This window comes from Streptomyces deserti (assembly GCF_054782695.1).
On record NZ_BAAGRZ010000024.1, the window covers coordinates 92,462 to 118,516 of the forward strand.

Consider the following 26,055-nt stretch of genomic DNA (forward strand, 5'->3'; position numbering starts at 1 on the left):
GTGCCGGGCCCGGTTGCCCTCCGGGCCCGGCACGCTGTGTGTGCGTCGACTGCTAGCCGCCGTAGATCTTGATGACCTGCAGCTCGACGGAGAGGAGGCGGCTGATGCGGGTCACGATCTCGGCCGGGACGGCGATGGTGGCGCCGTTGTGGCCGTCGGCGTCGAAGATCGTCATCAGGGCGCCGCCGGGGGCCGCGCGGTCGACGCGACGCAGGCCGGACAGATCGGAGATGAGGCTGTAGAGCTTGTCCGGCCCGTCCTCCTGCTCTTCGGGAGCCGGGGCCCCGAGCGGGTGACGGCCGCCGTAGCGGATGCCCGTAGCCTGGAGGTAGCGCTTGGTGTCGTTGATCATCTGGTGGAGTTCAGGGCTGCCGTGGTGGACGACGGCGATGTGTTCGTCTACGCCCTCGTGCTGCACGTGCCACTGCTCGACCTGGTCGGCACGACTGGGAAGGCCCTCGGGTCCGCCGATGATCAGGTGCGTGGAGTCCGGGAGGTCGACTCGGATGAGGAAGCCGATGCCCTGAACGGGGACGATGTACCCCCTGATGCCGTGCTCGTGCAGCGTGGTGAGGACGGCTGCGTACTGGGGGCCGATCTCGTCGGCCGAGTAGGCCATGCCGATCGCCCAGTTCACGAACGGTTTGGCGTCGCTGGTCCAGGGCAGTTCGCCGCGGTCGACGACCCTGTCCTGCGGAGTGCGGCGCATCCAGAGCAGCTTCAAGATCGGGCGGGACGACGGCTTGGGCGGCGCGGGCCACAGCGTCACCTGGTCCCCGGAGCTGGGGAGGGTGAATACGACCTGCTTGTTGTAGAGGCCGTGCGCCTCTAGCTCTGCGCCTTCCCGGATGGCGGTCGCGAGGTCGGTCATGGAAATGGGGTTTTCAGTCACGTAGGTGACTCCATTCCGTAGCGTGGGTTCCTGGGGGCTTGCCCTGCCCCCTTTGGACTTGCGGTACTTGAAATCACGTCAATGTGCTGCGGATTTACATTAGGCGCTCTGTGGAGTTTTCAAGGATCAGCAACTGGGGTTCGTCTATTTGTCGTTGAGGTAGGTGGCCGGGTCTTTGGCTTTATCGCCGCCCCCTTTCGACATAGGTAAATCTACGCCCTATTGGGGTATGGGTCAACCTGAGAACCGAGGTATGGGGAGGGGAATTGGGCTCGAATTCCGTCTCGGTCGAGTCGCGGCCCGAGGGTTGTTTCCGGGCGTGCGGCCTGCACTCGGCCACGGCGTGGTACCGACTGCGGTGTTGTGCCGTTGAGTGCCCCCTCCCCTTCCCGGCGAAAAGAAAGAGGGGCCCGAACGGGAGGGGTGCAAGGAAGCGGCGAAGCCCGTCCTTGCACCCCTCCCGCCGAGGGCCCCACACTCGGAAGGCCGGGAAGAGGGAATGCCCCGGCCGGCTCGCTGCGAAGCCGGGCAGTGCCGTCTGCGTGATCAGACCGGGAGCCTGAGCTGTCGGCAGGTCTCCCGCCACAGCTTCTCGAAGTTCTCCTTCTGTTTCTCGATCACGCCGCTAGGGGCGATTGTGTGGAACTCCTCGACGGTGGGGAAGCGTGAACCGCGTGAGATGGCCTGACTGCGGACATGGCCGAGCGGGTGCAGAAAGCCTTCCTCGACGTGCTCGCCGTTGCCCTGGGCGCGACTGCGTATGAGGCGGGCAACCTGAGCGCGCGTCCCCCTGAAAACGACCTCGACTGACCGGCTCGCCTGCCCCTTCCGGGACGCGTCGCGGCAAGCCGGCTGAGGATCACGGCAAACGGGTCCGTGCCATTGCGCGCACGGGTGTGTCCGCTCGCCCGTGTGGGGGTCGAAGCAGCCCGGCCACGGGGAGCGGCAAGAGTCGCCGTGCCGCTCCCGGCAGCTGTCGGTGCGGGCGGCCGGGAACACGCGGCGGATCCGGTACAGAGCCCACTCCGCGGAAGCCAAATGGTCCTCCAGGGCCCGGAGCGCCGCGGTGTTGCCGTCCTCGGCAACCCGGTCGTACAGGGTCTCCTTCGGATAGAACGAGCCGTTCTCGTTCAGCGCCATCGACGTGTACTCCAGTGCCAGCACCTCGACGGCCTGGGGCAGGTGGTCGCGCAAACGTGCCATATGGGCTGATCGGGAGGCGCACGAGCCTGAATAGACACAAAATGTGCAGTACGACTTGGGCCACAGGAAGCCGAATTCGGTGAACAGCCGGGCCTCGACAACGTCGCGGTCCCAGCCGTGCTCGATGAGCGGGTACTCGACAGTGCAGATGGTCCTGCGTGCCTTGGCGTTCTCCCTTTTCTGGCAAGCGTCGTACGTCGCAGCACGCTTCCGCTCACGGGTCGAGGCGTCGTAGCCGACGATCTTCCTGAAGGGCCTGGTGGGGAATTCGGCTTCAGCCCACCGATCCAAAGGCCAGCCCTTGTACTTCAGCGAGCACGTGTTCCCGCCGGCGGCTTGGACGACGGTGCCGTTGAGCGAGAGCTCGTCCATGAGGGTCCAGCGACCCCGCGGGATGAACTTGTACGGCGTGCGGGAGTCGGCAAGGACTTCCCAGCCGTCCGCCTCGTACGGGCCGCACCGCGCGACCTGGATATACCGCACTCGATGCCGCCGCAGGAGGGGAAATATGTGCTCCTCGACGAGCCTGATGGTGTCCTTCCATTCCGAGCCGACCGTGGCAGTGATCACGATCAGGTCGGAGAGGTCCGGCTCCAGGCCGTAGCTGAGCGGGTCGCGCAGCATTTCAATCAAGACCAGTGTCGAGTCTGCCCCCAGACCATAGGACAGAACGGTCATCGGCTTGGCGCCGACCGCAGTGGGGGGATGCTCGTCCCAGAGGTCGAGCTGGAGCAGTTCGGGGCTGTGGGCACCCATGTGATGTCTACCTCTTGCCGAAGGTGGGTTTCGGGGGCCTCGCCCTGCCCCCGTTCCGACGTAGGTGAATCTGCGTTTCGTCCGCCGCGGATTCTGCGCGTCCTGGTGCTGTCGCTGGACGCCGTCAGCAGGGTTCGGGCGCGAACGGCTCAGGCGTTGGGCAGGGATGCCGCCCACACAGGAGGCGGGCGGCATCCGGCAGCGATCACGGCCGGTGTCAGGCAGTCGGCCGACTGGCTGCTTCGGCCCGACCAGCAGGCTGTTCCGACGGCCTCACGTCGTGGGCTGGTCGTTGGTGAACCGCACGCTGCGGATCGTGGTGCCGTCCCAGGCGCTTGTGTTGCCGTGGGACTTGATGTCGGCTTCGAAGCGGGCTTGCGCGACGGCGCGGGCAGCTGCCTCGGTCGGGGCCTCGTCGGCTGGGATCGAGTACTCCCATACCCCGTCGTCTCCGCCGTCGTCGGGGTGCTGGAACTGGATCACCCACCATCCGGTGGAGGCGAACACGACTCCGCCGTCGAGCGTGATCTGCATGGGAACGGAGTCCTCGCCCCAGAGCCGGATGCCGATCTCGGTGAGCGAGTCCAGGTGGACGGAGAGCCGCAGGACTCCGGCTTCGTCGATGTAGAAGAAGCCGGTGGCTCCTGCGATGGTGACGTTCGGATGGCAGGGCATCTCCGGGTCGCTGTAGTCCGCAGCGGAGAAGTGGGCGTCCAGGTTCAGTTCCCGGTACACGGGCGGCTCGTCGTCGTCCTTGGCCAGGTGCTGGCGGATGGCCTCGGCGACGTCCTGGGCGACGGCGTCGGCACCGTCCTCGGTGGTCGGCTCGGGGAATCGGGCGATCTCGCCGAAGCGGTCGTAGACGGCTTCCAGGCACAGGTGACCGTGATCGTCGACGTGGAGGGTGAAGGTGTCGGTCTCGGGCGCTGCCAGGCTGCCGTGGACACCCCAGGGGCGACGCTCGGCCGTCCAGTTGCCGCCGAGGATCTCGGCGGCGCGCTGCGCGATGGCTGCGGGAGTACGCAAGGTCTGGCTGATCCCTTCGTTTCCGGTGGGAACTCATGAGGGCGCGCGGTCGGCATGGGCGTCTCGCTGGGAGGCGCCGGGCCCGACGGGCGCGGTCCGCCGCCGGGGGCTGGGCGTGGTGACGGCCCTGGCCCCCGGGCGGGGCGTGCTCAGTCGAGGACGATGACGTTCTCGGGGTGCTCGATTGCCATCCGGAGGATTTCGGCGTCAGGGCCGCCCTTCGCCATGATCAGCATGCCGCCGAAGCGGGCCATCTGCTCCTCTGTCAGCTCGCTCTCGTCGTGCTCGGTCAGGAACTCATCGACCGCGTCGAGCACGTCGTCGGGGTGGGTGAACTCGCCAGCCATCCCGAGGAGTCCAGCCGGTGAGCCGTCCTTCCACAGCTGCGCCGAGAACGAGCGGAAGACCGGGTCGAAGACCGCCTTGAGTTCGGTCGTCTCGTCCAGCCGGAGCGGCGACTTCAAGTCCTTCAAGTCCACGAAGACTCCTGGTTGAGAGTGGGTTCCTGGGGCCTTGCCCTGCCCCGTCCTTACATAGGTAAATCTATCTCTCTGGCGGAAGGTGGTCAACCTGAAATGGTGCCCTGGCCTGGGAAAATGCGACCGCTGAGGTGGTTCCCTACTCGCTTCCGTCCTGTGTCCCGCAGCCGGGTGACGGGCTCGGCCCAGTGCGGCCGTTGCCGGGGAGATCGGCCCCCGGCCCCTCCCGGCGAGGAGAGATTTTGGGGGGCCGCCGGACGGAGCGCAGGGGAGGACGGTCAGTTTTTCTCCGTGACGTAGGAGCGGAGAAAAAGTGGGCGCCCGACCTTGCGCGCAGTCCGCCGCGGTCTCCCACAATCGACAGCCGGGAGGGACACCACCCGCACCCGGCCATGCGGGCCAACCATCCACCGTTCGGACCCCGGACCCATCACGCATTGAGGTCCGTACGGCGTCGGATATCGGCCGGCGTCACTTACGAGGCGGTCAATTGGTGGTGGTCGAACGATTCCTGGTTGGCCTGATCGGGCAGCATGTATCACACGCTCCACCGTCGGCCAACTCAGATGCGTGGAAACGCCAAGAAGGCTCATACTCCCTTCCCATGATGACCGCAGAGCCGGCTCGCCGGTTTGGCCCTGACTTCGTGGCTGAACAAAGGCGCCGATACGGCCACCGCCGTCCCGAGGGCCGACCCTTGTCCTACGACCTCGCCGTCGAAGACGAATACGAGCCCTGGCGGACGTGGCTGGACGCCCAGCTGGCGCTCCTACCGGAGAAGGACGCCGAGACGTACGCAAGGAACCTCTGGCGGGACCAGAACTTCTGGAGCGATCACATCGAACTCGCCGCTGGCGAGGCACTTCGAGTGTCGGGCCTCCGGGTGGAGTACGAACGACTCTGGGGCAAGCAGACTCCAGACTGGACCGTGCTTGACGACGGTGGCGAGCCGCTCGCCCTGGTCGAGGTCCTGACGCACAGCCCGTCGAAGGAGATGTACGGGAGAATGCGGGCCTGGCACAACCTGGTCGAGCGAGTCAAAGAGATCCCCGTCCCGGTGGTGCTGACCGTGGCCGGGCCTCAAGACCGCCCTTTGGAGCCGCCGGACCCGCGCACGGCGAAGAGGATTGCCCAAGACCTGCGCAGATACCTGCTGTCCCCACTGCACCTGACGGAGTTCCCGAGCCAGGGCTACACCTTTCTCTTGCAGGCCGATCGGCAGACGGGGATGACGATGCGTGCGCCGGCGATGCGCACGATCCTGGTGCCGCCCAGCAGCATGGCCGGAGTCGTCTCCGCTCAGCCACTGGCCGCGGGAATCGATGAGAAGGTGCGCAAGTACCGTGCCCTGGCTGCGGAGACCGGTCTGCCTCTGATCGTCGCTGCAGGCGCCGACAAGTTCACGGGTCTCGGAATCGAACAGCTCGACTGTCTCCTCAAGGGCGAGCACACGGTCACCGTGCAGTTCAACTACGGCGACACCTTCATCCATGCCCCTATCGAGCTTCAGCCTGGCAACCCGCCCCGGTGGGCTATGCCTCCGGAGCTGGCCGGCGTCCTCTGGGTGGACAACGAGTTCCCGTTCACGGCCACATGGCGGCCGAACTCGGCAACCCTGAGACCTACGCCAGAGCGCCTCACCAAAACCTGGGAGCAGTAGAGGGAGGTCGGGCCTCGGACTCGTTCTGAATGGGAGGACGGGCAGTGCCGGGGTCAAGGCTCCCCGGAAGCTCCGGCTAGTCCAGCAAGATGGGTCTGAAGCTCATCGAGCAACGCGACGGCATCGTCCACCGTTACGTACGACATGCAGAATCGAGGCTGTGTCATCGGGCTCAACCTGGATTTCGAACTCGGCGTAGGTCGAGTCGTCGTCCCAGGAATACGTTCCGGGCGGCGCGGCGGCAATTCCATCGGGTCCTTCGTCGAACCAGTCGCACCCGAAGAGCACTTCGAGCGTCCTGCCGAGAGCGCTTTGCGGAATCCCCTTGAAGTCCACCGTGGCCCTCCCGTGATCGTCGAAACACACGAAGCCTGTCGCCTCGCCCGGCCGTTCCACTTTCATCCGCGGATCACAACAACCCGTTGGGGGATCCATGCGCCCGAGACCGGGGAACGCGGCGGCAAAGGCGACCAGGGCGGCATCCTGTTGGGCGGTCCAGGCGGCGTGCCAGTCCTCAAGGGCACGGCGGGCATGCGGCTGCATGGGCTCTCCGATCCATCACGATCGAGAAGGCCAAGGAGTATGACGATCCGACTCGTTGCGGGTCGGCCCGGTCTGCCGGAACCGCAGCACTCGCCGCGGGGCCCGGCGAGTGCTGCGGGGCCCGGGCCTGTCCTCTTACCCGGAGCCGTCTCCAGAACCGCTAGGTGCTTCCCGCGGCCCGTACTTGGCAGGGCCACGAGGGTGCTGGGCGCTGCCTCGGTGCCGTCGTCGTGGATTAGTCGGCTCGGACACGAACCGCAGTGTCATCTCCGTGTCGGGACCGAGCTGGATGGACAACGGGCCAGCAGGAGCTGGCTGTTGACGGTCTTGGTGCATGTGCGTTCACCTCAAAGGCGTGCTGACGCCGCGGCAGTGGAGTCGGATCCGCGTAGAGCCGCCTCGGCCATCCGGCTCAGGACCTCGGTCACAGCGGCGTGGCCGACTCTGTCGGAGGGCAGCCTGTGCCCGGCGCCCAAGACGGGCGGGTGCAAGTGGGCGTTGGGCAGTTGCCGAGCCAGTTCACGTGTCTGGGACAGAGGGATCCAGTCGTCCAACTCGCCGGTGAGGATTTCGACTTGGTCAGCCAGTTCGTCGAGCGCGTGGAGCCTTTCTGCCGTGGTGTAGGTGCGCAGTGACTTCCACAGTTGGGCGATCTGCTCAGTTTGCGTGCGTCGGATGGCCTGCCGACTCGGAGGCGGTGCGGCGTCGTGGTGCTGCACATCGGAGCGAAGGGCCCACGGGTGACGGCTCGGGAGCCGACGCCGCACGACGTCGGCGGCCGGCGGCCGGCGGCAGCCAGCAGACGGGATACGAGTAGCTGGCACGAGCCGCCGCCTTGGCCCAGTGGAGCGGGTGGTTGCCCGGCACCAGCTGGGCCCTGCTGCATGCCGTCGAGATCAGCGCTACGTGTGGACGGCGGCTTCTGATGAGCTCCGGCCTGTGGCCGGCCATGGTGAGGGTGGCCATGCCGCCCATGCTGTGCCCGGCAAGGACGATCGGGCCCCGAGGAGCTGTCGCGTTGATGACTGCGGCAAGGTCGGCGCCGAGCCGATCGACGGTGGGGGCAGCTTCACCGGCGGCGGAAGCACCGTGTGCCCGCTGGTCGTAGCGGACTACTCGCAGCCCACGAGCGGACAGCTCGCGGGCCTGGATACGCCACGCGTCCGCAGTCATCAGGAACCCGTGGCTGAGGATCAACGTGACGCCAGCTCGCGACGAACCGTCCGTGTACACCGCCAGCCTGGCGCCGTCGTCGGTCACGACGGTGGACCGCTTCGTGCCGGACACGGCGACCGCCCTCATATCGCGATCCGGAGTTCGAGCTGGTCGGCGACGTCCAGGCCGGAGTTCGGCAGCAAACCGAGCAGCGCCATGTTGCGCACGTACGAGGTCTGGGGAAGGACCGGGCCGCCAAGGTGCTCGACGATGAGCAGCATGCGCCAGTTCGTCCACAGCGTCGTCACGGCGAGGAACTTGAACCGCATGTCGCGGGCGAGGTCGGCGACGAGATCGGCCAGTCGCGTGCCGAGCCCACGCGACTGGTAGGCATCCGGAGGACGGTCGGCGACCAGCATCGCGACGTCGCAAACCTCCGGTGCGTCGGAGCGCTCGACCATCGACGCCATGGCCACGACGTGATCAGACTGGTCCGGGCTCACGAGGAGCACGCGACTGCGCGGGCTGTCCGCCATGCGCCGCCACTCTTCGACGGAGAATCCGGGCCGGCGGGCTCCGTACCGTCCGACGAGGCTCGCGGGACTGCAACGGCCGTGCAGGTCCTCGACGAGCTGGTAGTCCTCGACGCTCGCCGCGCGGCTGTGCGCGACCGCGCCGTCGTCCAGGATGAAGGACGTGTCGTTTCTGGCATCAGTGAGGAGCGGGGGCACTGAGGAGATCTCCAATTCAGTCTCGGATACCTTCAGGCGGCTGGTCAGGAACAGTCGGCGGTGTTGTGCGAGGTCAGCCCCCGAGATGACCGGTCGCACTCCGAACCCGATCTGTCCTGTGGACCCCGCCGAGCCGTGGTGCCACGCCCTTGCCGTCTCCTGCCCCGGTGATGACGGAACGCTATGGCCCGTGTGTGAGGCCCGCGATCTCGGTGCCGTCCGGCCCTGGTGGGCCCGACACCCCGAGTTGTAAGAGCCTGCTGGATGGCCTGGTGCATGGGCCTACGCCTCCACGCGGATCAAGGCGTCCACGGTGGGCCCGGTCACCTGCTCCACTCGGGCGCCAAGCCCACGCAGGATGGACAGCATCCGCTGGTTGTCGCTTCCTGTCATGGCTGTGATCGCCTGGCAGTCGAGGGTGTGGGTGCGAGCGAGCTCCACCATGTAGCCCGTGAGGGCGGTGCCCAGCCCTTCTCCCTGCCACGAGTCCTCGACGAGGATGCCGAGTTCTCGGACGTGCGGTGCCGACGTCCGCATCAGATTGGTGACGGCGATGACGCGCGTCGGGTCATCCTCCGGGACGGTGATCAAGGTGGTGCCTTTCGCCCGGTCGCAGAGGTGCCACCACTCGCGCGCCGTCACGGCCCGTCGACCGGCGTGGTAGCGGGCATAACGAGAATCCAACGAGCACCTGGCGTGCATCTCGTTGACCGCGTCGAGATCAACGACGAGCGCCGTCCGAGTCAGCGTGACGCGATTCGCATGCGTGATCATCTGCAACGGAGGAGGATCGAGCAGCAGCGAGGAAGTCGGCAGCTGAGACACGGCAGACGGCTCACGTGGAGGTTCCGGGTCCCACAGTGGAAGGTGGTTTCCCTGACCAGCGACTTCCGAGCTCAAGCCCTTTTTCGTCATCCGGTCATCCCCCTGACCCAGCGTCGATTCCCTCGGAGGTTCTTGCGCGGACGTGCGGTCAGCTCTTTACGGGCCATTCCAGGGGCTCCTTGTAGTAGCCCTGCATGAGCTCCACTGCCTCGACCTTCTGACCAGCCGGGATGAGGAAGGCGCTGCAGATCTGCTCCGACTGCCCTGCCGCGAGCTTCTTGTCGCTGTCGAAACCTGGGCAGTTGGGCCACCGTGCCTGGCCCAGAAGCACGATGAGAGCGCGCGTGCGCTGGCCGCTGCTGGTCCTGACGACGAGGTCGTCATCCATGTCGCGCAGCCTCAGGGCCTTCCCGCTCTTGTGGGTGAGCGTGGACCAGACATACACAGGGACCTGTGGGCCGTCCGTCGGGTCCTTCTTCAACCCCGAGTGGTCCACGTCGGCCGCAGTGCCGGTCACCACTCGGGTAGGAGTGACGGTGTAGGTGGCGCCGGCAGAGTCCCGCATGTCACTCTCCTGCACCGGACTGGCCTGCCCGAGACGGAACGTCGTCCGCTCCTGCGCTGTACTGGAGGCGGAGTCCGGAGGGCTCCCTGCTGACTCCGCCTCGTTGCAGCTGGTCAGTACTACGGCCAGGGCTACGGCACCGATCGCTGCCTGAACAGCGCGAGGCCACCTACACATCTTTTCCTCACTTTCGTCATTGCGGGACTGGCCGGTGCCGTTTACCGGCAGGGGGCGTGGGTTGCTCTTCGCGGTGGCGGCGCCAACCTGGGCAGAGCTGCTACGACGTACGGCGAGGCCGCCGCTGGCCGCAGAGGCGTCCCGGGGCCCCAGTAACCGCGTCTTCTTCTTGGGATTCGGAGTCAGTCGAGCTGCATCGGCACGCAGTCGTACGCCAGACGCTTGGCCACCCAGCCGGTGGAGTTCTTGGGCAGCCCGGTCCTGGACTTCTGCCCGAGCCGCAACTTGATCCACGAGCCCTTGGTGGCGATCTTCTTGCCCCAGTCACCGCGGTACAACAGCCCCTTGGATGCGTACCCGGTTCCGGGTCCGGTCCTGAAGTTGGTGGCGTTGGTGTTGATCGTGTAGTAGACGCGCGGCACGCAGGGCGCCTCGGCCGCGCTTGCGGTCGGGGCCGCAGTGACCGCCACCCCAGCGGTCAGGGACAGCGCAAGAGCCACCGAGGCGGAGAGACGAGCAGGCATGCGGGTACGGAGCTTCATGGGAATCCTTTGTCGAGAGGAAGTTGAAGAGGGAGGGAGTTAGCGGGCGCAGGAACGTGATCGGACAGCGCCGCCGACGTGGCCTATGACGACAGCCGCCGGGGAGATTGCTTGCTGCACCCCCAGCGACCCCGCCGGCATGTTCGGGCGCGGACAGAGCCACCTGCTGGGCTTGGATATGGGTTCCGTGTCCGGGTATCGCGGTCATCGGTCTGACCAGCGCGTCCCGGCTCATCGCGGCGACGCGTGTGCGGCTCGCGTGTCACTTTCCTCGGGCCGTATCCGCGACCGGCGGCGGTTCGCTTGCGGACTTCCGGCTCGGTGTCCAGTCGGACACCGCTACGGCGTCGACGCCGCGGCACGGAGACATGCGTGAGGGGCTTCCACAGGTCAGCAGCCCTGGGTGCCCTTGGGGACGTTCTTGTGTACGTAGACCCAGCTGACCCATCCCGTTGTGCCCTTCGGGAGGCCGTTGCGTGACTTGGCCCTCAGCGTGGCCTTGTACCAGGTGCAGTTCCCGAAACCGCCGGGGTTTGTCGCGGTGACCCTGATCTTGTCACCGCTGGCCAGCAGCCCCTTGGTTGTCGAGCTGTAGCCCGGGTCGGTTCGGAAGCGCACCCCGTTGCTGCCCTCGATGGTGGTGTTGTAGTCGCGCACGTTGTGAACGCTGTACGCCGAGGCGGGGCTGGCCGCCAGGGTGCCAACGGCGAGGGCAGCGGCTATCAGTGTGGCGGCGGCGCTGATGCGCTTCTTCACATGGTCCTCCCTTGAACGGGGTGTCTGGTGCTCGTGATGTTCAGGGCCTGGCAGTCGTGCCCGCTGACGGACTCGTTGGTTGTGAGCGCAAGTTGAGCCAGCCGGTGCCTCGAATGGCGCGGTGCTGAAACCGTCAGTCGGCGTGTCTAGGGCGGGGCCGCGCCAGCGGCCAGGCTGGGGCGCTCAGCCAGCCAGCTGGTAGAGCATGTCGCTGCGGATCCAGCCGGTGGTCCCCTTGGCCAGGCCCCCCTTCGAGCGCTTGGCCAGCGAGCTGTAGTACCAGTTGCCCTTACCGCAGTAGATGCGCAGGCGGTCACCGTCATAGAGCCGACCCTTGGCCGTGTAGCGGGTGCTCGGGCCGGTCCTGTAGTTGACGCCGTCCCCGTCCACCGTCCCGGTGAAGTCGGTCAGGTTGTACGTGCACGTGCCGGAACCGACCGCGGACGCGGTCGGCGCCAGGGCCATCGCCCCTCCAGCGAGGAGAGCGGTGGACACAGCCAGGGCGGCCGTTCGACGGAGCACGGTCATGATCCAGGACCCCTTCTCTGAGGCATACGACCTCCGGCAGCCCGAAGCCACCGGCCACCAACAGGTGTTTATATTAGGTCGTCAAATGCGCTCGATCGGGGCCTCCAGGGAAGCCATGTCTATCAACATGTGTTCAGATACGGCCGGGTTGAGCGGAGTGCTTCGAAGGCGACGGCGAGGATCCAGGGGGTCATGTGGAGAACCGCGGTTGGCGACATGACCCGACATGCGGCATGTTCGCTCCTACACTCCGGCGCCCTAACTCCAGGCGGGCGGAGGCTTCAGAGTGCGGCCTGGGCCCAGTGCGCGCACGCGGGGCGCTGGTGACGCCGTAGGCTGGTGGTGCTCGGGGCTGTCGCGGAGGTCAAATCATGCCGGCGATCAGGTCCCTCGCCATCTCATTTGGCCTGGTCACGGTTCCCGTAGCCGTGGTCACCGCCACCGAAAGCCACAATGTCAACTTCCATCGCATCCACCTCGCGGACAACGGACGGGTCCGCAACCGGTACATCTGCGAGGCCGAGAACCGCGAGGTGACGTACCAGGACATCGGCCAGGGCTACGAGATGCCCGACGGCCGGATCATTCCCATCACAGACGAAGAGCTTGAGAACCTCCCACTGCCAACAGTCAAGGCCATCGAGCTCGTCGCCTTCATGCCGACCGCCAGCATCGACCCCATCCGCATCGGCCGGGGCTACTACCTCCGGCCTGAGGGCGACGTTGCCGCCCGCCCGTACGTGCTGCTACGCAAGGCCCTCGAACGCCAAAGCAAGGTCGGCGTAGCGAAGTTCGCATTGTCAGGCAGGGAGAGGCTCGGGCTGCTACGCGTTCGAGGTAGCGCCATCGTTCTGCACTCGATGCACTGGCCGGACGAGATCCGCAACCCCACCGAGGTGATGCCGCCTTCGGTCGAGGTGAGCGAGGAGGAGATCGACGGCGCGATGGCGCTCATGGAGGCCATGGCCATCGACAGCCTAGAGGCCGCAGAGTTTCGGGACACGTACACGGACGCCCTCAGTGAGGTGATCGCGGCCAAGCAGGAGCACCGTGAACTGCCCGAAGTGCCGCAGCTGGCTGCAGAGCCGGGCCGGGTCATGGACCTCATGGCCGCACTGCGGGAATCCGTTACCCGGGCGCAGGCCGCACGCAGCGAAGACGCCGAGGCCAAGGTGCCCGAGCTTCCCATGAAGAAGGCGGCCAAGAAGGCACCGACCAAGAAGCAGCCGCCCACGGAGGACACGGCGAAGAAAGCGTCAAGGGTGCCGGCCGCGCCGCGCTTAACCAGGGATCACTCGGAGCGCCGTATCCGGGTTGCAGTGCGGACACGCCAACTCGATGTCCGCGTACAGCGCCCGCTTCGCGGCCTCCTCCGTGATCGGCTTCACGCGGACGCCCTTTGCCATATGGCAGCCGCCTTGATGGATACGAGTTACGGGCGCGCCCTGGCCGATGCCCCGTTCCATCAGCCACTCGGGCGAGGGCGGCCGTGCTTGGATGCCGCGCTGCCGCTCGGCTTCGCGGCGCTCTTCGTCGGCGATCCACCGGTCGATGAGGGCGAGCTGCCGTACGGCCTGCTGTTCCACGACGCGACGGGTGAATCGCAGCATGTCGAGCCGGGTCAGCGGACGGGATTCGTTCACAAGTTCGAGTCTAGATCTGTCCGGCTGCGGCGCCGACAGGTCGGAGCGTGCGCGGGTCCCAGCGGTACCGCTGGCGACCACCTGGCGACCCAAGGCGCCCTATCGCTGATGCCGCGGGCGCACCGAGGTTTGACGAGGCTGTTGCCGCTGGTCTTCCCGGGCCCGCCGGCTGCGCTCCCCAGCGCGCTGCCCGCGGCGTTGAGGAATGGGGCGAGCTGGCTGCACTGTGCGCTCCCCAGCTACCTCGGGGCGAGCGAGCCTGGAGACGGCTCGCTCGTACGCCTCAGCCTGGAAACGCGGTCCGACCGCGAGGACCTGCAGTCGCGGCCGCCGGTCGCGATCCGCTGGGTCGGGTACGGGGTCGAGGAACCGGTAGACGATGCGATAGCGCGGGGCCCGACGGTTGAGACGTCGTCCGACGTCATACTCCTGCTCGTCGAAGTACAGCTTCCAGCAGTCCCTCAGTTCCGCGGGCCAGGCGTCTGACATGCGTTCCAGGCGAGTGCCCTTGCGCTCTCCGCTGGTCAGCTGAGCAATGCGGATGAGCGCCAGCTTCTGCAACTGGACGCTCTTCAACTTGAGGATGTCGTCGCCGACCTCCAGCAGGTGGTCGCCCCGATAGGGATCGGACGCCGCCACGAATCCTCCGTCCTGCTGTCATCAGTCCTCAGGCGCCGCCGCGCCGCCAGCCTGGAGGAGATCGTCGGCATGGTCAGGTTGCGCCTCGGCGACCAGACGGGCCAGGGCCGCAGTGTCCAGCCCCTCCCCAGGAGCGGGAGCGCCGGCCGACCGACTCGCTGCGAGATCGCTGATGTCGAGGTCTTCGGCACGCTCCAATGCCCGACAAAGGATCACGAACAGGTCGTAGGGCAGGAGGACGCCCTCCGGCTCGCCCCCCTCCCGCTCGCCGACAAGCAGGGGGAGGGCTCGCTCGCCGCCTTCACGGAACCCCGCCAGGACCGTCCGGAGAGTGGCGGCCACCCTGGCGGCGGAGTGAACTTCCTGATGTTCGCTCATGCGTTTCACCCTAGCGACGGGCGCTACCGGTCGGCGCTTCGATTTCTGCCGCCGGACCACCCAGCTTTTCCTGCATGAAGGCCCTTACCGGGAGCCGGTCCACCGTCATGATCCGAGCATCATGGCCATGGGCTCCGACAGGTGGCTCAGTTTGGCGCTGAGCTTGGAAGCAGCCGTTTTGGTGGCCTCGATCACTGATTCTGGCGCTTCGGGCATGACCGTTGCGGGCTTGAGCAAGAGGACAGCTCCCATGATCGCCTCGCCCCAGACGATGGGAGCCGCGCACGAATTCCACAGAGGCATGCACTCTTCGTAGCCGAGAGCGTAGCCGCGGTCACGAATCTCTTCGAGCGAGGCGAGCAGCTCCTTGTCGTCACGGTAGACGCCCGGGCCGGCCTCGGCCGGAATCGGTTCCGCCAGAACCAGTTCCTGGAGCGCCGCGGGGAGGTAGGCCAGGATAGTCCGGCCGCTGGCTCCGGTGCGGAGCGAGCGTGTGACGGACAGAATTTCAAGGGCTGTCATACCGAGTTCAACCAGGTCTGAATCGCCCACCTCCATGTCGATGCACTGACGCTGGACGCCTCCGATGGTTGCCAGCATGTATTGGAAGACGAGGCCTCCGTCGGTCGCCTCGCGCAGTTCCTCAAGGATCGCGTGCGTGCTGTCGTCCTTGGCTGGCGCGTGGGCGAGCGCGTGCATACCGACGTGCGCAACGCCCACACCGAGTCGGTACTTGCCGTGGCCGATGCGCTCGAAGAAGCCGCCGTACACGCCCGACTGCAGAATGCGGGAGGTGGTGGCGTCGTCAAGACCGGCTGCCTTGGCTATCTCACCGGTTCCGTGCACCTCGCCTCCCAGTTGAGCGAAGGCCTTCTGGACACGGATGAATCGGTCGACGAGGCGTGACCTCGTCTCTGAGGTGTTCGAGATTTCGTTGCCGGTCATGCAGCGCTACCTCCCGTCGGGTGGGCCGCGCCCCCGCCGGAGAGCGGCCCACCGAGTCCCTCACATGGACGACTAGTTGAACGACGTCGCACGTCGCACTCTTGTTCCAGTCTAGGGACATTTTGAGGGAAACTTGAGCTTTTAACTACCCGGCGGTATCCAGGGAGAGCTTCCCGGTGTGCGTGCGGGCCGCCAGAGCGGCGTGGGCGGCACTTGCCTCGCTGAGCGGGTAGACCTGTCCGAGGACCGGGCGAAGGGAGCCTGCGCGTACGGCGTCGAACAGAGCGTTCATGCTCGTGGGCAGGGCGTTGCGGTCGCTGTACAACGACGGAAGCCAGAAGCCGGAAACGGTGATCGACCGCTCCATCAGCACCCTGGTCGACACGTCTGTCATCTCGCCCGATGCGTATCCGTACACGGCAAGCCGGCCGCGCGGGGCGAGGGCGGCCACGATGGAGTGGAACGTCGGTCCACCGGTCATCTCCAGTGCCACCTGGACCGGTCCACCCGCAGCCTCCTTGATCTCCTCGGTGAGGTTCTCGCTCGTGGAGTCGACGACGGCGTCCGCACCGAGTTCTTCCGCAAGTTGGCGCTTTTCCTTGCTGCTCGCCAGCGCGATCACCTTGGCGTCGATGGCCTTGGCCAGCTGGACGGCTATGGAGCCCAAGCCGCCTGCGGCGGCCGGAATGACCACTGTCTGGCCCTCCTGCACACCGGCGACGGTGTGGAGCAGGTGGTAGGCCGAGTTGCCCTGCAGGCACAGTGCCACGGCCTGCTCATCGCTCACGCCGTCGGGCACTTCCCAAGAGGTGCGGCGGTGGACGTGGGCCTGCTCGGCGTAGCCGCCGCCCTGAGTGAGCCCGACGAAGCGCTTGCCTTCTGCCGTGCGGCCGACCACTTCGTTGCCGGGAATGTAGGGCAGCGTCACCGGCGCGAGATAGGTGTCTCCCCGTACGTGCATGTCCGCGTAGTTCACACCTGCCCGACTCACCTGCAACAGGTGATGGCCGCCCCGTGGTTCAAGGTCGGGAACCTCGACCACCTGTAGCACCTCCGGGCCACCGAACTGGTCCATCCTGATGGCGCGCACACTTCTCCCTGGGGTTGTGGGTCTGGGATGCCTTCCTTGCCAGGTTATGCGATGGAGTTGACGCCTCCGCAAAGGACCCGTAAAGCCCTTTCGCTTCTCATGGAGTGAGAAATGAAACCGCATTCTCATCACATGAGAAGCGCTCGGTACGCCCGTTTCTCACCTGGTGAGAAACGCGGTGCCCTGCGCGACTCTCTGTGTTTCGTCGTTGACGTCGGCATATTTGCAAGGGTAGGAATCAAGGCGCGGGGAGGGCGATCCTCCGCATCGGCCGGGACGCCGCGTGCCGGATGGCTCGATGGTGCTGTGCCTGGGATCCTGTGCCGGGACGGGCAGATGACCCCGGACCGAGCGAGGTTTCGCCCCGTTATGACAGGGAGACGAAACGCGTGTACTTATCGGGGAATGAGCCGCAGTCACGCAATGCACAGAAGGTAAAAATAGACCGCGGGGGCGATAACGATGACGGTGCCGGGCGGGAGCCGGCGGGAAAATCGGAACGGAGTGCCGGGCAGGGATCCGCACGGCGCGGAACCCTCTCTGGCTAGTTCCTACGAATTCGTAGATACTGCCGGAAATGACGAGGTCCGTCGTAATGGCAAACGGGGAGACGGCCTCGTTCACGGCGGCGAAGCGAGCGAGCACGATGCTCCGAGTGGGGTATGGCTCTCCGCAGAGGACGGGACCGTACTCTTCCATCCGGTCTCCGCAGGTACAGAACCGGTTTCCGCAGGTACGGAGGGGCTCCAACGCTGGTCGGCGCCCGAGGCTGGCTCCGTCGAAGAAGCGGATGAGATGACACTCGATGCAGCAAGCCGGCTGATGCCCCTGCTTCCGCGTGAACTGATCGCGGAATACCTTCAGTTGGGCCCGTACCGCGATGGCGGCGGCGCTTCTTAGTTCGTGTCGGAGTGTTGGGCCGTCCCTGCAGGGAACGGCCCAACTCCTACGCCTTGCCGCTTTCCAGGCGTCCGAGCTGCGCAATCATTGACAGGACGGCCCGCCTGCTCGACGGCAGCAATTCGCGGCACTGCCGCGCGATCTCCAACACGCCCTCGTCCTGGAGCACTTCGAGAACATCGGGCTGACCGAGGGCGCGGGTGGTCGAAGCGATCTGCTCGTCATTGAGCCCAGCCGCCGCTTCGAGAAGGCCGACTGCTCGGGGAAGAGCGTCGAGCAGCGAGGGCTTGCCGATGAGGCTGCTGAGAGCCTCCCGCTGCTCGGCCGCCAAGTGGGTCACCTGTAGGGCGATGTCCCGGACGTCTGCGTCACGCAGAATGTCGAGTGTCTGCAGCCGCCCGAGAAGGTCCGTGACCGTCTCCTGGCTGGCGTCACCTTCCATGTTCTGCAGTCGGATCTGCTTGATGCCCAGACGACGCAGCTCACGCAGGAGAGCCATCTGTGCCTGCTCGTCGTCCTCGAAGGCCACCTCGTCGTCGACGAAGTAGGAGATGCGGCGGCCGAAGAACTCCTTGAAGGCCTTCAGGTGCTTCAGGGTTACGTTGGTTCCCGGCTTGCCGGTTCCCAGCTCCCAGAGGTACGCGCCCGAGACTGCAACTCCGGTCTTGTCGGAGATCTGCTTTGCGAGCGCGTCCCAGGACGGCGGCCTCCCGCCTACAGGCGCGCGTGCTTCACGGAGCCATGACAGCTTCTCCGCGAGCGTACGCGGCGGCTTGTCCGCGCCGTCACCGCCGGTTCCCGGCATCGTCGGCCCCTCCTCCTCTCCTATGCGGCTTGATCATTATGGGATACGCGAACCCTGTCGCCATCCACGCACGTGAATATCACTTCGCGGGCAGGTCACGTCAAGCACTCTTGCGATGCAGCTCCAGCCTGCGGATAGGTCTAGTCCACAGACCGCTGCTCCAGTTCCCCGGCAGCCTCTCACACCTTGAGAAGTCGCGGGCTGACCTTGCCCTTTTGTCTACAGGTGTTTATTTGAATTTAGCACATATCGGGCTAATGGGTAGCTCGCCCGTCTGGCGCTCGTGGGGTGTCGGAGCGTCTCGCTTGCCTTGGTTAGTAAGTGCCCTGCTTCTCGTTCGCCTGCAAATCTCGTCACGTGTTTATGAAATGGGGGTCGACCCGTCGAGGATCACCAGCTATGGTCGGGGCCCGGCATCTACAGGTGTTTATGGATGCAGGGCTGGGGTGCCCACGTGCCCCCGACCGCCATGCGAGCGGGGCTGGAGCGTGCCCTGAGGACTCCTCATCCACGAATGCCGCCCGAGCAGCAGTGAGGGGATCACCTTGACCGTCCTGAACCGCCGCAGGATCGCGGCAGGAGCACTCGGCCTCGCGCTCGCCGGTGGAGCCCTGGCCGCTGCGCCGGCAGCGCAGGCCTACGACACCGCGACCATGAAGGTGTCGTGCAGCGCCGTGAAGTTCCACAAGAGCCCGAGCAAGACCAGCACGGTCGTCGGCATCGGATACAGGGGAGACAAGGTCCGCGTCGACCAGTTCGCATACAAGGTCAAGGAGAAAACCTGGTACTCGCGCGGGACCGTGACACGCCGCTCGGACGGCAAGCGCGTGCGGGGGTACGCGATCTACTACTGCGTCAACCCTTACGAGGTCTCCCCGCCTCCGGCCTACCCGAAGCGGCCGTAGCCCCCGCGGTGCCGCCCGATCGGCCTGGTGCACCGCTTGGCGGGAGCTGAAGACCCGCCGGGCGCACAGACCAGTCGAGGTCCCATCCCCCGTACGGTCCTCGACTCCTAGAGGGGCGCCACCGCAGCTGCGGTGGCGCCCCTCCGCCGTCCTGCTCGTCGCCTGGCCTCGGCACACGGTGCACGGCGCCGGGGATGCGTCCGCCGAGCCGAGCCGCGGACTGCCGCACCAGCCCAGCTAGCAGCCACCAAGACGCTGCGCTTCCTCATTTATACGGAGACCACCGTGGACATCCTTCGACACCGGCGCGCCACTCGGCTGAAGGCGTTCGCACGACTTCGGCAGCGGCGGCCCCAACTCTTTCGCGAACTACCCAGCGTCCCGCTGCAGGCGCTGTCCGATCGCCGAGAGCGGGTGCGGTCGGAGAGTGGGTTGTCGGGGACCACGGGATTCGACTGTGTGGTGCCCGGCTGCGGTGACCGCCCCGGACCAGCAGACAGCATTCCCGGAAGTCAGTCGCCCGTGCGCGACCTGGCCGAAGCCGAGCACCGAAGTGTGATCTCCAGGGCAACTCCGGGCGCTGATGCAGGAGTTCAGCTGCATGCGAGCTCTGCTCGCGACGACGGGGGCTGACGGCCGGGCCCATTCCGATTCCCGCCCCGGTGCCGAGAGGCGCCGCAGCTTTTGGCTCCTGGAGTTTCCGTGCCTGCCATAGCCACATCCCCCCAGACACTGAGCGGCCCACGTCCCTCCCCGGTGCCGAAGCGGTGGCCTCCGGTCATCTGGGCGTTGCTCATCGGCACGTTCGCCGTACGCGCAGCAGGATTCGTCTACCCGTACTTGCCCTACCGTCTGGACGAACTGCACCTGAACACGGCGGCTGCAAGTACGGTCCTGGCGCTTTGGGGCGCCGGCTGGTTCATCGGCCAACTGCTGTGCGGCTGGCTGGCCGACCGGATCGGCCGCCGGACCACCCTCGCGAGCGCCATGGCGGTGGCCGCAGTGGGCTTCCCACTCCTCGCCGAGGCCCACACACCTATGGCCCTCGGCATCGCGGCTGCCCTCTCCGGTCTCGTCTACGACGCGCCACGCCCGATCGTGTCCGCCGTCGTCGCCGACACCATCCCGGACGAACCAGGTCGCGCACGCCTCACCGGTTGGCGGCACTTCGCCGTCAATCTGGGCGCCGCCACCACTGGGCTTGTCGGCGGAGCCCTCGCAGAGCCGGTCGGTATCCCCGTGCTGTTCTGGTGCAACGCACTGGTGTGCGCCGCATTCGGCGTCGTCGCACTGCGAGTCGTTCCACCGTCCGTCCCGGCACACACCGCCGGGCGCAGAGGGCATCGGGAAGCCTTCACCGACCCCTTGCTGTGGCTCCTGTGGCTGGCGAGCCTACTGATCCTGATCCCGGTCGCCGCCCTGTTCTCCGTGCTCCCGATGATGATGGCCCAGGACGGTCTGCCGCCCACGGCCTACGGGTGGACTCAGGTAGCCAGCGCCGCCGCCGTGATCGGGCTGTCCCCCATCCTCAACCCCTGGCTCGCGCGGCGGGCCAAGCGTCCCACTCCCATGGTGGGGCTGCTCAGCGTGAGCGGGATCATCCTCGGCGCGGGGATGGGCCTCGCCGGGCTGGCCTCCTCGACTGCCGGCTACGGCGCCGCCGCGGCGCTGGCGGTACCGGGCGAGATCGTTGCCTTCGTCGCCGCCACCGACATCCTGAACAGGATCGCGCCGCCGTCGAGCCGGGGCGTGTACGCGGGGATCTGGGGCACGACGCTCGCGGCCGCAGTTCTTTGTGCCCCTGCACTCGGCGGATGGGCCCTCGCCCAGGGCGGCCACCACCTCGTGGCCGTGACAACCCTCATGACGGGACTCCTCGGCGCAGCTCTCTGCCTGCCGTTGACGGCGCTTCTGCACCGTCCAGCACGGACACCAAGAGCATCCGCATGACGGGTCTCACCGCGGCCGAGCGCACCGTCGGCCTACGTCACCGTCTGCTGCTCGTCACGAGCTACTGGTCGGCCGCCCCATCCGCTGGTGGAAGTTCCCCGAGAACTCGTGGGCCACCTGCACATCGGCAGGCAAACCCGGCCCAGGCCCAGACCGTCAATCCCACTGTTGGACAAGGAGAACACCGCACGATGCGACACACGCCTCGATCGCGGCGGCGTCTGCACCATCTGACCCTGCTCGCTGTCAGCGCGACCATGGCCGTCACCCTCACCGCATGCGGCGCGGACCCCGACAAGGCCGATGCCTCCACGCCGACCGCAAGCCCCACACCCGCCGGAGCGGTGGACCGCACCGAAGCTGCCAAGATCGTGGACCACTACGAAGAGATCAACAACAAGGCCAACAAGACCCAAGACGCCGAATTGCTCGGCACCGTGGAAGCCGGCCAGGTCTACGAGCAGTCCAAGGCCGACTACCGTCTCTTCACGACGTGGTCGAAGAAGGACCAGGCGTACTACAAGGAGCCATTCACTTACCGCGACCGCTCTTACTACATTCCCGAAGGCCAGAGCTGGTTCGCGGTCAAGGCCACCGCCAGCGGCTCGAAGTCCGAGGCGCTGCTCATCTTCGACCAGGTCGCCGGCCGCCACTTCAAGATGGTCGCCGCCGTATACACCGACCCCAAGAGCTCGATCCCCGCCGTCGACACTGGCACCCACGGTCTGGCGACCGCCGCCACCCCCTCCGCCCGCGTGGGCACCCTCGCCCCTGACCAGGTGGCTGCCGCCTACGAGGACCTGTACGAGACCGGCGGCAAGAACACCGGGGCCCGGCTCGCCAGCACTCCAGCCACCCGTGACGCCCTCGACACCTACCGCGAGCGCACCACCTACAAGAACGCCAAGTACGCGACGCTGCACTGGGAAGCCACCCCGGCCACCAACCCGAAGATCTATGCCCTTCGTCTCGAAGCTGGCGGAGTGCTCGCGGTCTTCCCCACTGCGCACAACCGGATGGAGCAGCTCAAGGACGGATACATCTACAGCGGCAACGTCAAGATCACCCCGGGTTCGCAGCAGGCTGTCTTCGACAAGACCCCCCGTGTGGCGATCCTCGACGAGTTCCAGGGGCAGGCCCTCGCACAGTTCGCACCATCCGGCAAGCCGAAGGTCCTCGGCGTCGAGTACCAGATGGTGGACTCGCGATGAGCGCGCCGCGCCGGACGAGGCGGGCCAGCGGACACTCCCAGGCGAGGCTTCGGTTCACGCCCATAACCCACGACGAGACCTGGGCATGCGAGCGCGACACACGCTTCGCGCACTTCCTGGCCCAGCGCCTCGCCGAAGTCGAGGAGACGGGCTGCCTCGCCGAGCGGAAACTCGCGGCGGGAATGCTCGATCTCTACACCGAGTGGAACCACAAGCGCGAACTCGCTGCGGCCACCGAGGGTGACTTCTTCAACGGGCAGGTCAGCGCCATGGGCTGGGCCCTGCGCTGCCTTGCACACAGTGCCTGGTGGAACACCCCCGGATGGGAGCCTGCCTTCCATCCCACGGCAACGGCGCCCGTCTCGCCCCCGGCTGGTCACGGCGCGTTCGTCCAGGCACGGCAGCCATGACCGTGCTCGAAGACGCGAGGGCGTCCGCTATCGGATCACCCCCCGCGGTCCGGTACCGCGACGTCCTGCGTGTGCCCCACGCGGCACAGCTGCTGATCGGCTCGCTCATCGGGCGACTGCCCACCGGGATGGCCCCGCTGGCGATACTGCTGAGCGCCGATCACGGTGCCGGGTACGGAGCGTCGGCTGGCCTGCTCGCTGCGGTGTACCTGGTGGCCAACGCCATCGGAGGACCACTCAGCGCCCGCTTGATCGACCAGTACGGGCAGATGCAGGCGCTCACCGTGGGCGCCGCCCTGAGCAGTACAGCTTTCGTCACCCTGGCTGCCGGGCCGGAGAAGGTCTCGTGGGCGGTCGTCGCCGTGGCGGTCGCGGGTGCAACCCGGCCCCCTCTGGACGCCACGCTCAGGACGCTTTGGGGCGCCAGGGGGATGATGCCGACGCCCGCCCACCAGCGGGTGGCGCTGGCCCTGGACTCCGGGACTGAGGAGCTCATTTACATCGTCGGCCCGCTGCTGGTGGCCACGATCGTCTCGACGACGTCCGCTTCGTGGGCTCTCTTGGCCACCGCGGCCGTCGGGGCCCTCGGAACCGCCCTGTTCGTGAGCACCCCGATATCCCGTGCTCACGCCGTCGACTCCTCTCCCGCACGCCCTGATTGGATCGGCCCGATCCGGTCGCCGAGCCTTCGAGTGCTGTACCTGGCAATGGTGTGCGTCGGCGTCACCATCGGCGCCCTTACTCCCCTGGCAGTGGAGGCGGCTGACCATTTCGATGCCCCGGAACTGTCCGGAGGCCTTCCCGCAGCCCTGTCTTGCGGCGCCGTCCTGGGCGGGCTCGCCTACGGGGCGCGAACCTGGCGGGGAAGCACAACCGGGCACCTGATCGTCCTGTCCGCCGGATTCGCTGCCGGCTGGATTCCCGTGATCACCGCAGGAAGCCCCACGACGGCGCTGTATGCCGCAGCGGTCCCCAGCCATGGCCCCGCTGCTCGGCGCGGCCTTCGTCATGACCAGCACCTTCGCACCACCTGGGCACACCACGGAGGCCCACGCCCTGCTGGTCGCCTTCCTGGACATCGGGTGCGCGATCGGCACAGCCTCTGCAGGCCTCACCCACGCCGGGCTCCTCCTACCAGCCGGAGCAACCGCCGCGGCGCTGATTCTCGCCACGGCCCGAAGGCGCCTCACCCCGACATTTGTGCACTCGCTGCCGCCGACGCCTGACACGCACGCGGAAACGGAGCCCAATCTGTGAGCCCACTCCTGATCACCCGCACCCTGCCCGAGGAGACCGCGGATGCCGCCCTGCGCGCCGACGTCCTGCGCGGACTCACGCGTACCCCGAAAAGGCTCCCGCCCAAGTGGTTCTACGACGCACACGGCAGCGAACTGTTCGAGAAGATAACCGAGCTGTCCGAGTACTACCCCGCGCGCGCCGAGCGCGAATTGCTGAACGCCCACTCCGCCGACATCGCCGAAGTGACCGGCGCGCGCACCCTGATCGAACTGGGCTCCGGCTCGTCCAAGAAGACGCGGTACCTGCTGGACGCCATGCCGGACCTGGACACGTACGTGCCGGTGGACGTCAGCGAGAACACGCTCACCCAGGCCGGGCACGCGCTGGTCGCAGAACGGCCCGGCTTGAACATCCACGCCCTGATCAGCGACTTCACCACCGGCCTGGCCCTCCCGGGCACTCCCGGTCCACGGCTCGTGGCGTCTCTGGGAAGCACGATCGGCAACCTCCTGCCCGCCGAGCGCGCCACATTGCTGTCGTCCATACGCTCCTTGCTCTCGCCCGGCGACGCCCTCCTACTCGGCGCCGACCTGGTCAAAGACGAGCCGGCGCTCGTCGCCGCCTACAACGATGCAGCCGGCACGACAGCGGCGTTCAACAAGAACGTGCTCAGCGTGATGAACCGTGCGCTGGGCGCCGACTTCGATCTCGATGCCTTCGAGCACGTTGCCCGGTGGGACGCGGCGAACGAATGGATCGAGATGCGGCTGCGGTCCCCCACGGACCAGACCGTCAAGATTTCCGCGCTCGACCTGGAGATCGACTTCGAGGAGCTGCGGACGGAGGTGTCATCCAAGTTCCACCAGCAGGGCGTACGCCGTGAACTGGCCCTCGCCGGAATGGAACTGACGCAGTGGTGGACCACCGGACCGCTCTACGGCCTTGCACTCGCACGCCCTCTTGCTCCGCGGACTGGTGTCCAGCCATTCCCGTCGCGGCGCCCTTCTCCCCTTGGCGGGCCGTCATGACGTGGCGGACGACCACGCCCACCGCACAAGCAGTCCCCGGTTCCTCGATGTGAAAGGTCATCCGACGATGAAGGACATCGCAGCAATGGAGGCGCAATCCGGTCAGGACGACCTCTCGGTTTCCCGCCCGATCCTGCTGTTGGGCGCCGGAGCACCCGAATTCAGGGAGTACGTCCTGCGCCAGATCGCCCGCGTCCGGCCCGTGGTGCTCGTCGACCAGAGCCCACCGAGGTGGGCCCGCCCCTATCTGGCCGCCCAGGCGGCCGTCGACCTGCGCGACTCCGAGGCCGCAGAGGCGTTCCTCATAAGTGCTGCGGGTCAACTCGGCGCGGCCGGCGTGACCACCTACATGGAGCACTTCGTCGAACTCACGGCGCGACTGACGTACCGACTCGGCCTGCCGGGCAACTCCCCGACGGCGGCTGCCGCCTGCCGTGACAAGGCCACCACGAGGCGCCTCCTGGCCGAGCACGGCGTTCCCTCTGCCAGTTCGTTCCTTGCGGAGGACGCCGACCAGGCGGTGAACATTGCCCGTCGACTGGGCTACCCCGTCGTCGTCAAGCCGCGAGGTCGGGCGGGAAGCGCGGGTGTCCTGCGGGCTGACAGCGACGAGGACGTACGCGCGGCCTACCACCGCGCCCTGGTGAACAGCGTGCTGGGGCTGGAGGCCTGGTCCGTGCCCGGCGCCCTGGTCGAGGAGTACCTACGAGGTCCCGAAATCAGTGTGGAGACCGTGGTCCTCGGCCCCGAACAGGTGCGACTCGTGGCCGTCACACGCAAGTCCCTCGGCTCCGAACCGCAGTTCCAGGAGATCGGACACAGCGTTGACGCGAGGGACCCCCTGCTCACCGACCCCGTGCTTGCCGCTGTCGTGACGGCGGCAGTTCGCGCCCTCGGGCTCAGCCGGGGCGTACTACACGTCGAGCTGCGGCTGACGGCCGAAGGTCCCCGGGTGATCGAGGTCAATGGCCGCCCCGCAGGAGTCTCAATGACCAAGTCAAGCCGCTTGCGTGACCGGCGGGGCGGAGGTGAATGCCCGGTTATCACGCAGGAGTGCCCACAGGACGCTGGCTC

Annotated in this window: 24 protein-coding genes and 3 pseudogenes; 10 read left to right on the forward strand and 17 right to left on the reverse strand. The window is 66.9% G+C overall.

Annotation, left to right across the window (positions count from 1 at the left end):
• Window positions 1-52: 52 nt before the first annotated feature.
• The 4 genes from ACYVMZ_RS29865 to ACYVMZ_RS29880 all read right to left on the reverse strand — a co-directional run bounded on the left by ACYVMZ_RS29865 (window position 53) and on the right by ACYVMZ_RS29880 (window position 4,356).
• A complete protein-coding gene (locus ACYVMZ_RS29865) occupies window positions 53-892 on the reverse strand; it encodes a hypothetical protein (RefSeq protein ID WP_461085122.1) in 840 nt (279 codons plus the stop codon).
• A gap of 546 nt (window positions 893-1,438) precedes the next feature.
• Window positions 1,439-2,851: a hypothetical protein gene (locus ACYVMZ_RS29870; protein WP_461085124.1), complete on the reverse strand. Its 1,413-nt coding sequence runs from the start codon at window positions 2,849-2,851 to the stop codon at window positions 1,439-1,441.
• A gap of 273 nt (window positions 2,852-3,124) precedes the next feature.
• Window positions 3,125-3,877, reverse strand: coding sequence for a hypothetical protein (locus tag ACYVMZ_RS29875; RefSeq protein ID WP_461085126.1), 753 nt, complete (start codon window positions 3,875-3,877; stop codon window positions 3,125-3,127).
• 149 nt (window positions 3,878-4,026) lie between these two features.
• On the reverse strand, window positions 4,027-4,356 hold the full coding sequence (locus ACYVMZ_RS29880) for a hypothetical protein (protein ID WP_461085128.1): 330 nt from the start codon (window positions 4,354-4,356) through the stop codon (window positions 4,027-4,029).
• Window positions 4,357-5,053: 697 nt separating this feature from the next.
• On the opposite strand from ACYVMZ_RS29880, the gene ACYVMZ_RS29885 reads away from it, so the two are divergent.
• The gene (locus ACYVMZ_RS29885; protein WP_461085130.1) at window positions 5,054-6,016 is read left to right on the forward strand and encodes a hypothetical protein; all 963 of its coding nucleotides are present in this window, start codon (window positions 5,054-5,056) and stop codon (window positions 6,014-6,016) included.
• Window positions 6,017-6,118: 102 nt separating this feature from the next.
• Here ACYVMZ_RS29885 and ACYVMZ_RS29890 read toward each other — a convergent pair whose 3' ends face one another.
• The 8 genes from ACYVMZ_RS29890 to ACYVMZ_RS29925 all read right to left on the reverse strand — a co-directional run bounded on the left by ACYVMZ_RS29890 (window position 6,119) and on the right by ACYVMZ_RS29925 (window position 11,838).
• Complete coding sequence (locus ACYVMZ_RS29890; protein WP_461085132.1) at window positions 6,119-6,559, reverse strand: hypothetical protein; 441 nt, start codon at window positions 6,557-6,559, stop codon at window positions 6,119-6,121.
• 657 nt (window positions 6,560-7,216) lie between these two features.
• Window positions 7,217-7,861: an alpha/beta fold hydrolase gene (locus ACYVMZ_RS29895; RefSeq protein WP_461085134.1), complete on the reverse strand. Its 645-nt coding sequence runs from the start codon at window positions 7,859-7,861 to the stop codon at window positions 7,217-7,219.
• Window positions 7,858-8,544 carry a GNAT family N-acetyltransferase gene (locus ACYVMZ_RS29900; RefSeq protein ID WP_461085136.1) on the reverse strand — a complete coding sequence of 229 codons (687 nt, stop codon included), beginning with the start codon at window positions 8,542-8,544 and terminating at the stop codon, window positions 7,858-7,860. The genes ACYVMZ_RS29895 and ACYVMZ_RS29900 overlap by 4 nt, the downstream gene beginning before the upstream one ends.
• A gap of 183 nt (window positions 8,545-8,727) precedes the next feature.
• Entirely contained in the window at window positions 8,728-9,270 is a 543-nt protein-coding gene (locus ACYVMZ_RS29905; RefSeq protein WP_461085138.1) for a GNAT family N-acetyltransferase, read from the reverse strand.
• Between the two features lie 148 nt (window positions 9,271-9,418).
• Window positions 9,419-9,835: a hypothetical protein gene (locus tag ACYVMZ_RS29910; RefSeq protein WP_461085140.1), complete on the reverse strand. Its 417-nt coding sequence runs from the start codon at window positions 9,833-9,835 to the stop codon at window positions 9,419-9,421.
• Window positions 9,836-10,194: 359 nt separating this feature from the next.
• Window positions 10,195-10,554, reverse strand: coding sequence for an SH3 domain-containing protein (locus ACYVMZ_RS29915; protein WP_461085142.1), 360 nt, complete (start codon window positions 10,552-10,554; stop codon window positions 10,195-10,197).
• Window positions 10,555-10,944: 390 nt separating this feature from the next.
• The gene (locus ACYVMZ_RS29920; protein WP_461085144.1) at window positions 10,945-11,310 is read right to left on the reverse strand and encodes an SH3 domain-containing protein; all 366 of its coding nucleotides are present in this window, start codon (window positions 11,308-11,310) and stop codon (window positions 10,945-10,947) included.
• A gap of 183 nt (window positions 11,311-11,493) precedes the next feature.
• Complete coding sequence (locus ACYVMZ_RS29925; RefSeq protein ID WP_461085146.1) at window positions 11,494-11,838, reverse strand: SH3 domain-containing protein; 345 nt, start codon at window positions 11,836-11,838, stop codon at window positions 11,494-11,496.
• A gap of 371 nt (window positions 11,839-12,209) precedes the next feature.
• Here ACYVMZ_RS29925 and ku point away from each other — a divergent pair.
• A pseudogene (gene ku, locus ACYVMZ_RS29930) lies at window positions 12,210-12,956 on the forward strand (non-homologous end joining protein Ku); the annotation flags it as partial.
• Window positions 12,957-13,118: 162 nt separating this feature from the next.
• Here the strand turns inward: ku and ACYVMZ_RS29935 are convergent.
• The 5 genes from ACYVMZ_RS29935 to ACYVMZ_RS29955 all read right to left on the reverse strand — a co-directional run bounded on the left by ACYVMZ_RS29935 (window position 13,119) and on the right by ACYVMZ_RS29955 (window position 18,238).
• The gene (locus ACYVMZ_RS29935) at window positions 13,119-13,448 is read right to left on the reverse strand and encodes a DUF6233 domain-containing protein (protein WP_461085170.1); all 330 of its coding nucleotides are present in this window, start codon (window positions 13,446-13,448) and stop codon (window positions 13,119-13,121) included.
• A gap of 693 nt (window positions 13,449-14,141) precedes the next feature.
• Window positions 14,142-14,498: a hypothetical protein gene (locus ACYVMZ_RS29940; protein WP_461085148.1), complete on the reverse strand. Its 357-nt coding sequence runs from the start codon at window positions 14,496-14,498 to the stop codon at window positions 14,142-14,144.
• 105 nt (window positions 14,499-14,603) lie between these two features.
• A complete protein-coding gene (locus ACYVMZ_RS29945; RefSeq protein WP_461085150.1) occupies window positions 14,604-15,443 on the reverse strand; it encodes an IclR family transcriptional regulator in 840 nt (279 codons plus the stop codon).
• Between the two features lie 145 nt (window positions 15,444-15,588).
• On the reverse strand, window positions 15,589-16,533 hold the full coding sequence (locus ACYVMZ_RS29950) for a quinone oxidoreductase family protein (protein ID WP_461085152.1): 945 nt from the start codon (window positions 16,531-16,533) through the stop codon (window positions 15,589-15,591).
• A 946-nt stretch (window positions 16,534-17,479) separates the two neighbouring features.
• A complete protein-coding gene (locus ACYVMZ_RS29955; RefSeq protein WP_461085154.1) occupies window positions 17,480-18,238 on the reverse strand; it encodes a hypothetical protein in 759 nt (252 codons plus the stop codon).
• 545 nt (window positions 18,239-18,783) lie between these two features.
• Between ACYVMZ_RS29955 and ACYVMZ_RS29960 the strand changes: the two genes are divergently transcribed.
• The 8 genes and pseudogenes from ACYVMZ_RS29960 to ACYVMZ_RS29995 form a co-directional block, all read left to right on the forward strand.
• Window positions 18,784-19,143: a hypothetical protein gene (locus tag ACYVMZ_RS29960; RefSeq protein ID WP_306967420.1), complete on the forward strand. Its 360-nt coding sequence runs from the start codon at window positions 18,784-18,786 to the stop codon at window positions 19,141-19,143.
• A gap of 756 nt (window positions 19,144-19,899) precedes the next feature.
• On the forward strand, window positions 19,900-21,093 hold the full coding sequence (locus tag ACYVMZ_RS29965) for an MFS transporter (RefSeq protein WP_461085156.1): 1,194 nt from the start codon (window positions 19,900-19,902) through the stop codon (window positions 21,091-21,093).
• 191 nt (window positions 21,094-21,284) lie between these two features.
• A complete protein-coding gene (locus tag ACYVMZ_RS29970; RefSeq protein WP_461085158.1) occupies window positions 21,285-22,304 on the forward strand; it encodes a hypothetical protein in 1,020 nt (339 codons plus the stop codon).
• Window positions 22,301-22,714, forward strand: coding sequence for a hypothetical protein (locus ACYVMZ_RS29975; protein WP_461085160.1), 414 nt, complete (start codon window positions 22,301-22,303; stop codon window positions 22,712-22,714). Before ACYVMZ_RS29970 ends, ACYVMZ_RS29975 begins: the two co-directional genes overlap by 4 nt.
• A gap of 128 nt (window positions 22,715-22,842) precedes the next feature.
• Window positions 22,843-23,613, forward strand: a pseudogene (locus ACYVMZ_RS29980) (MFS transporter); the annotation flags it as partial.
• 58 nt (window positions 23,614-23,671) lie between these two features.
• Window positions 23,672-23,971: a hypothetical protein gene (locus tag ACYVMZ_RS29985; protein ID WP_461085172.1), complete on the forward strand. Its 300-nt coding sequence runs from the start codon at window positions 23,672-23,674 to the stop codon at window positions 23,969-23,971.
• Window positions 23,968-24,981 carry an L-histidine N(alpha)-methyltransferase gene (egtD, locus tag ACYVMZ_RS29990; protein WP_461085162.1) on the forward strand — a complete coding sequence of 338 codons (1,014 nt, stop codon included), beginning with the start codon at window positions 23,968-23,970 and terminating at the stop codon, window positions 24,979-24,981. Before ACYVMZ_RS29985 ends, egtD begins: the two co-directional genes overlap by 4 nt.
• A gap of 349 nt (window positions 24,982-25,330) precedes the next feature.
• Window positions 25,331-25,915 (forward strand): annotated as a pseudogene (locus ACYVMZ_RS29995) (ATP-grasp domain-containing protein); the annotation flags it as partial.
• Window positions 25,916-26,055 lie beyond the last annotated feature (140 nt).

What these genes read in the sequence shown, in the direction of transcription:
- ACYVMZ_RS29870 (WP_461085124.1), bottom strand. Translation starts at nt 2,851, where the DNA reads ATGGGTGCCCACAGCCCCGAACTGCTCCAGCTCGACCTCTGGGACGAG.
- ACYVMZ_RS29890 (WP_461085132.1), bottom strand. Translation starts at nt 6,559, where the DNA reads ATGCAGCCGCATGCCCGCCGTGCCCTTGAGGACTGGCACGCCGCCTGG.
- ACYVMZ_RS29895 (WP_461085134.1), bottom strand. Translation starts at nt 7,861, where the DNA reads ATGAGGGCGGTCGCCGTGTCCGGCACGAAGCGGTCCACCGTCGTGACC.
- ACYVMZ_RS29910 (WP_461085140.1), bottom strand. Translation starts at nt 9,835, where the DNA reads ATGCGGGACTCTGCCGGCGCCACCTACACCGTCACTCCTACCCGAGTG.
- ACYVMZ_RS29915 (WP_461085142.1), bottom strand. Translation starts at nt 10,554, where the DNA reads ATGAAGCTCCGTACCCGCATGCCTGCTCGTCTCTCCGCCTCGGTGGCT.
- ACYVMZ_RS29925 (WP_461085146.1), bottom strand. Translation starts at nt 11,838, where the DNA reads ATGACCGTGCTCCGTCGAACGGCCGCCCTGGCTGTGTCCACCGCTCTC.
- ACYVMZ_RS29935 (WP_461085170.1), bottom strand. Translation starts at nt 13,448, where the DNA reads ATGCTGCGATTCACCCGTCGCGTCGTGGAACAGCAGGCCGTACGGCAG.
- ACYVMZ_RS29940 (WP_461085148.1), bottom strand. Translation starts at nt 14,498, where the DNA reads ATGAGCGAACATCAGGAAGTTCACTCCGCCGCCAGGGTGGCCGCCACT.
- ACYVMZ_RS29945 (WP_461085150.1), bottom strand. Translation starts at nt 15,443, where the DNA reads ATGACCGGCAACGAAATCTCGAACACCTCAGAGACGAGGTCACGCCTC.
- ACYVMZ_RS29955 (WP_461085154.1), bottom strand. Translation starts at nt 18,238, where the DNA reads ATGCCGGGAACCGGCGGTGACGGCGCGGACAAGCCGCCGCGTACGCTC.
- ACYVMZ_RS29970 (WP_461085158.1), top strand. Translation starts at nt 21,285, where the DNA reads ATGCGACACACGCCTCGATCGCGGCGGCGTCTGCACCATCTGACCCTG.
- ACYVMZ_RS29975 (WP_461085160.1), top strand. Translation starts at nt 22,301, where the DNA reads ATGAGCGCGCCGCGCCGGACGAGGCGGGCCAGCGGACACTCCCAGGCG.
- ACYVMZ_RS29985 (WP_461085172.1), top strand. Translation starts at nt 23,672, where the DNA reads ATGCCGCAGCGGTCCCCAGCCATGGCCCCGCTGCTCGGCGCGGCCTTC.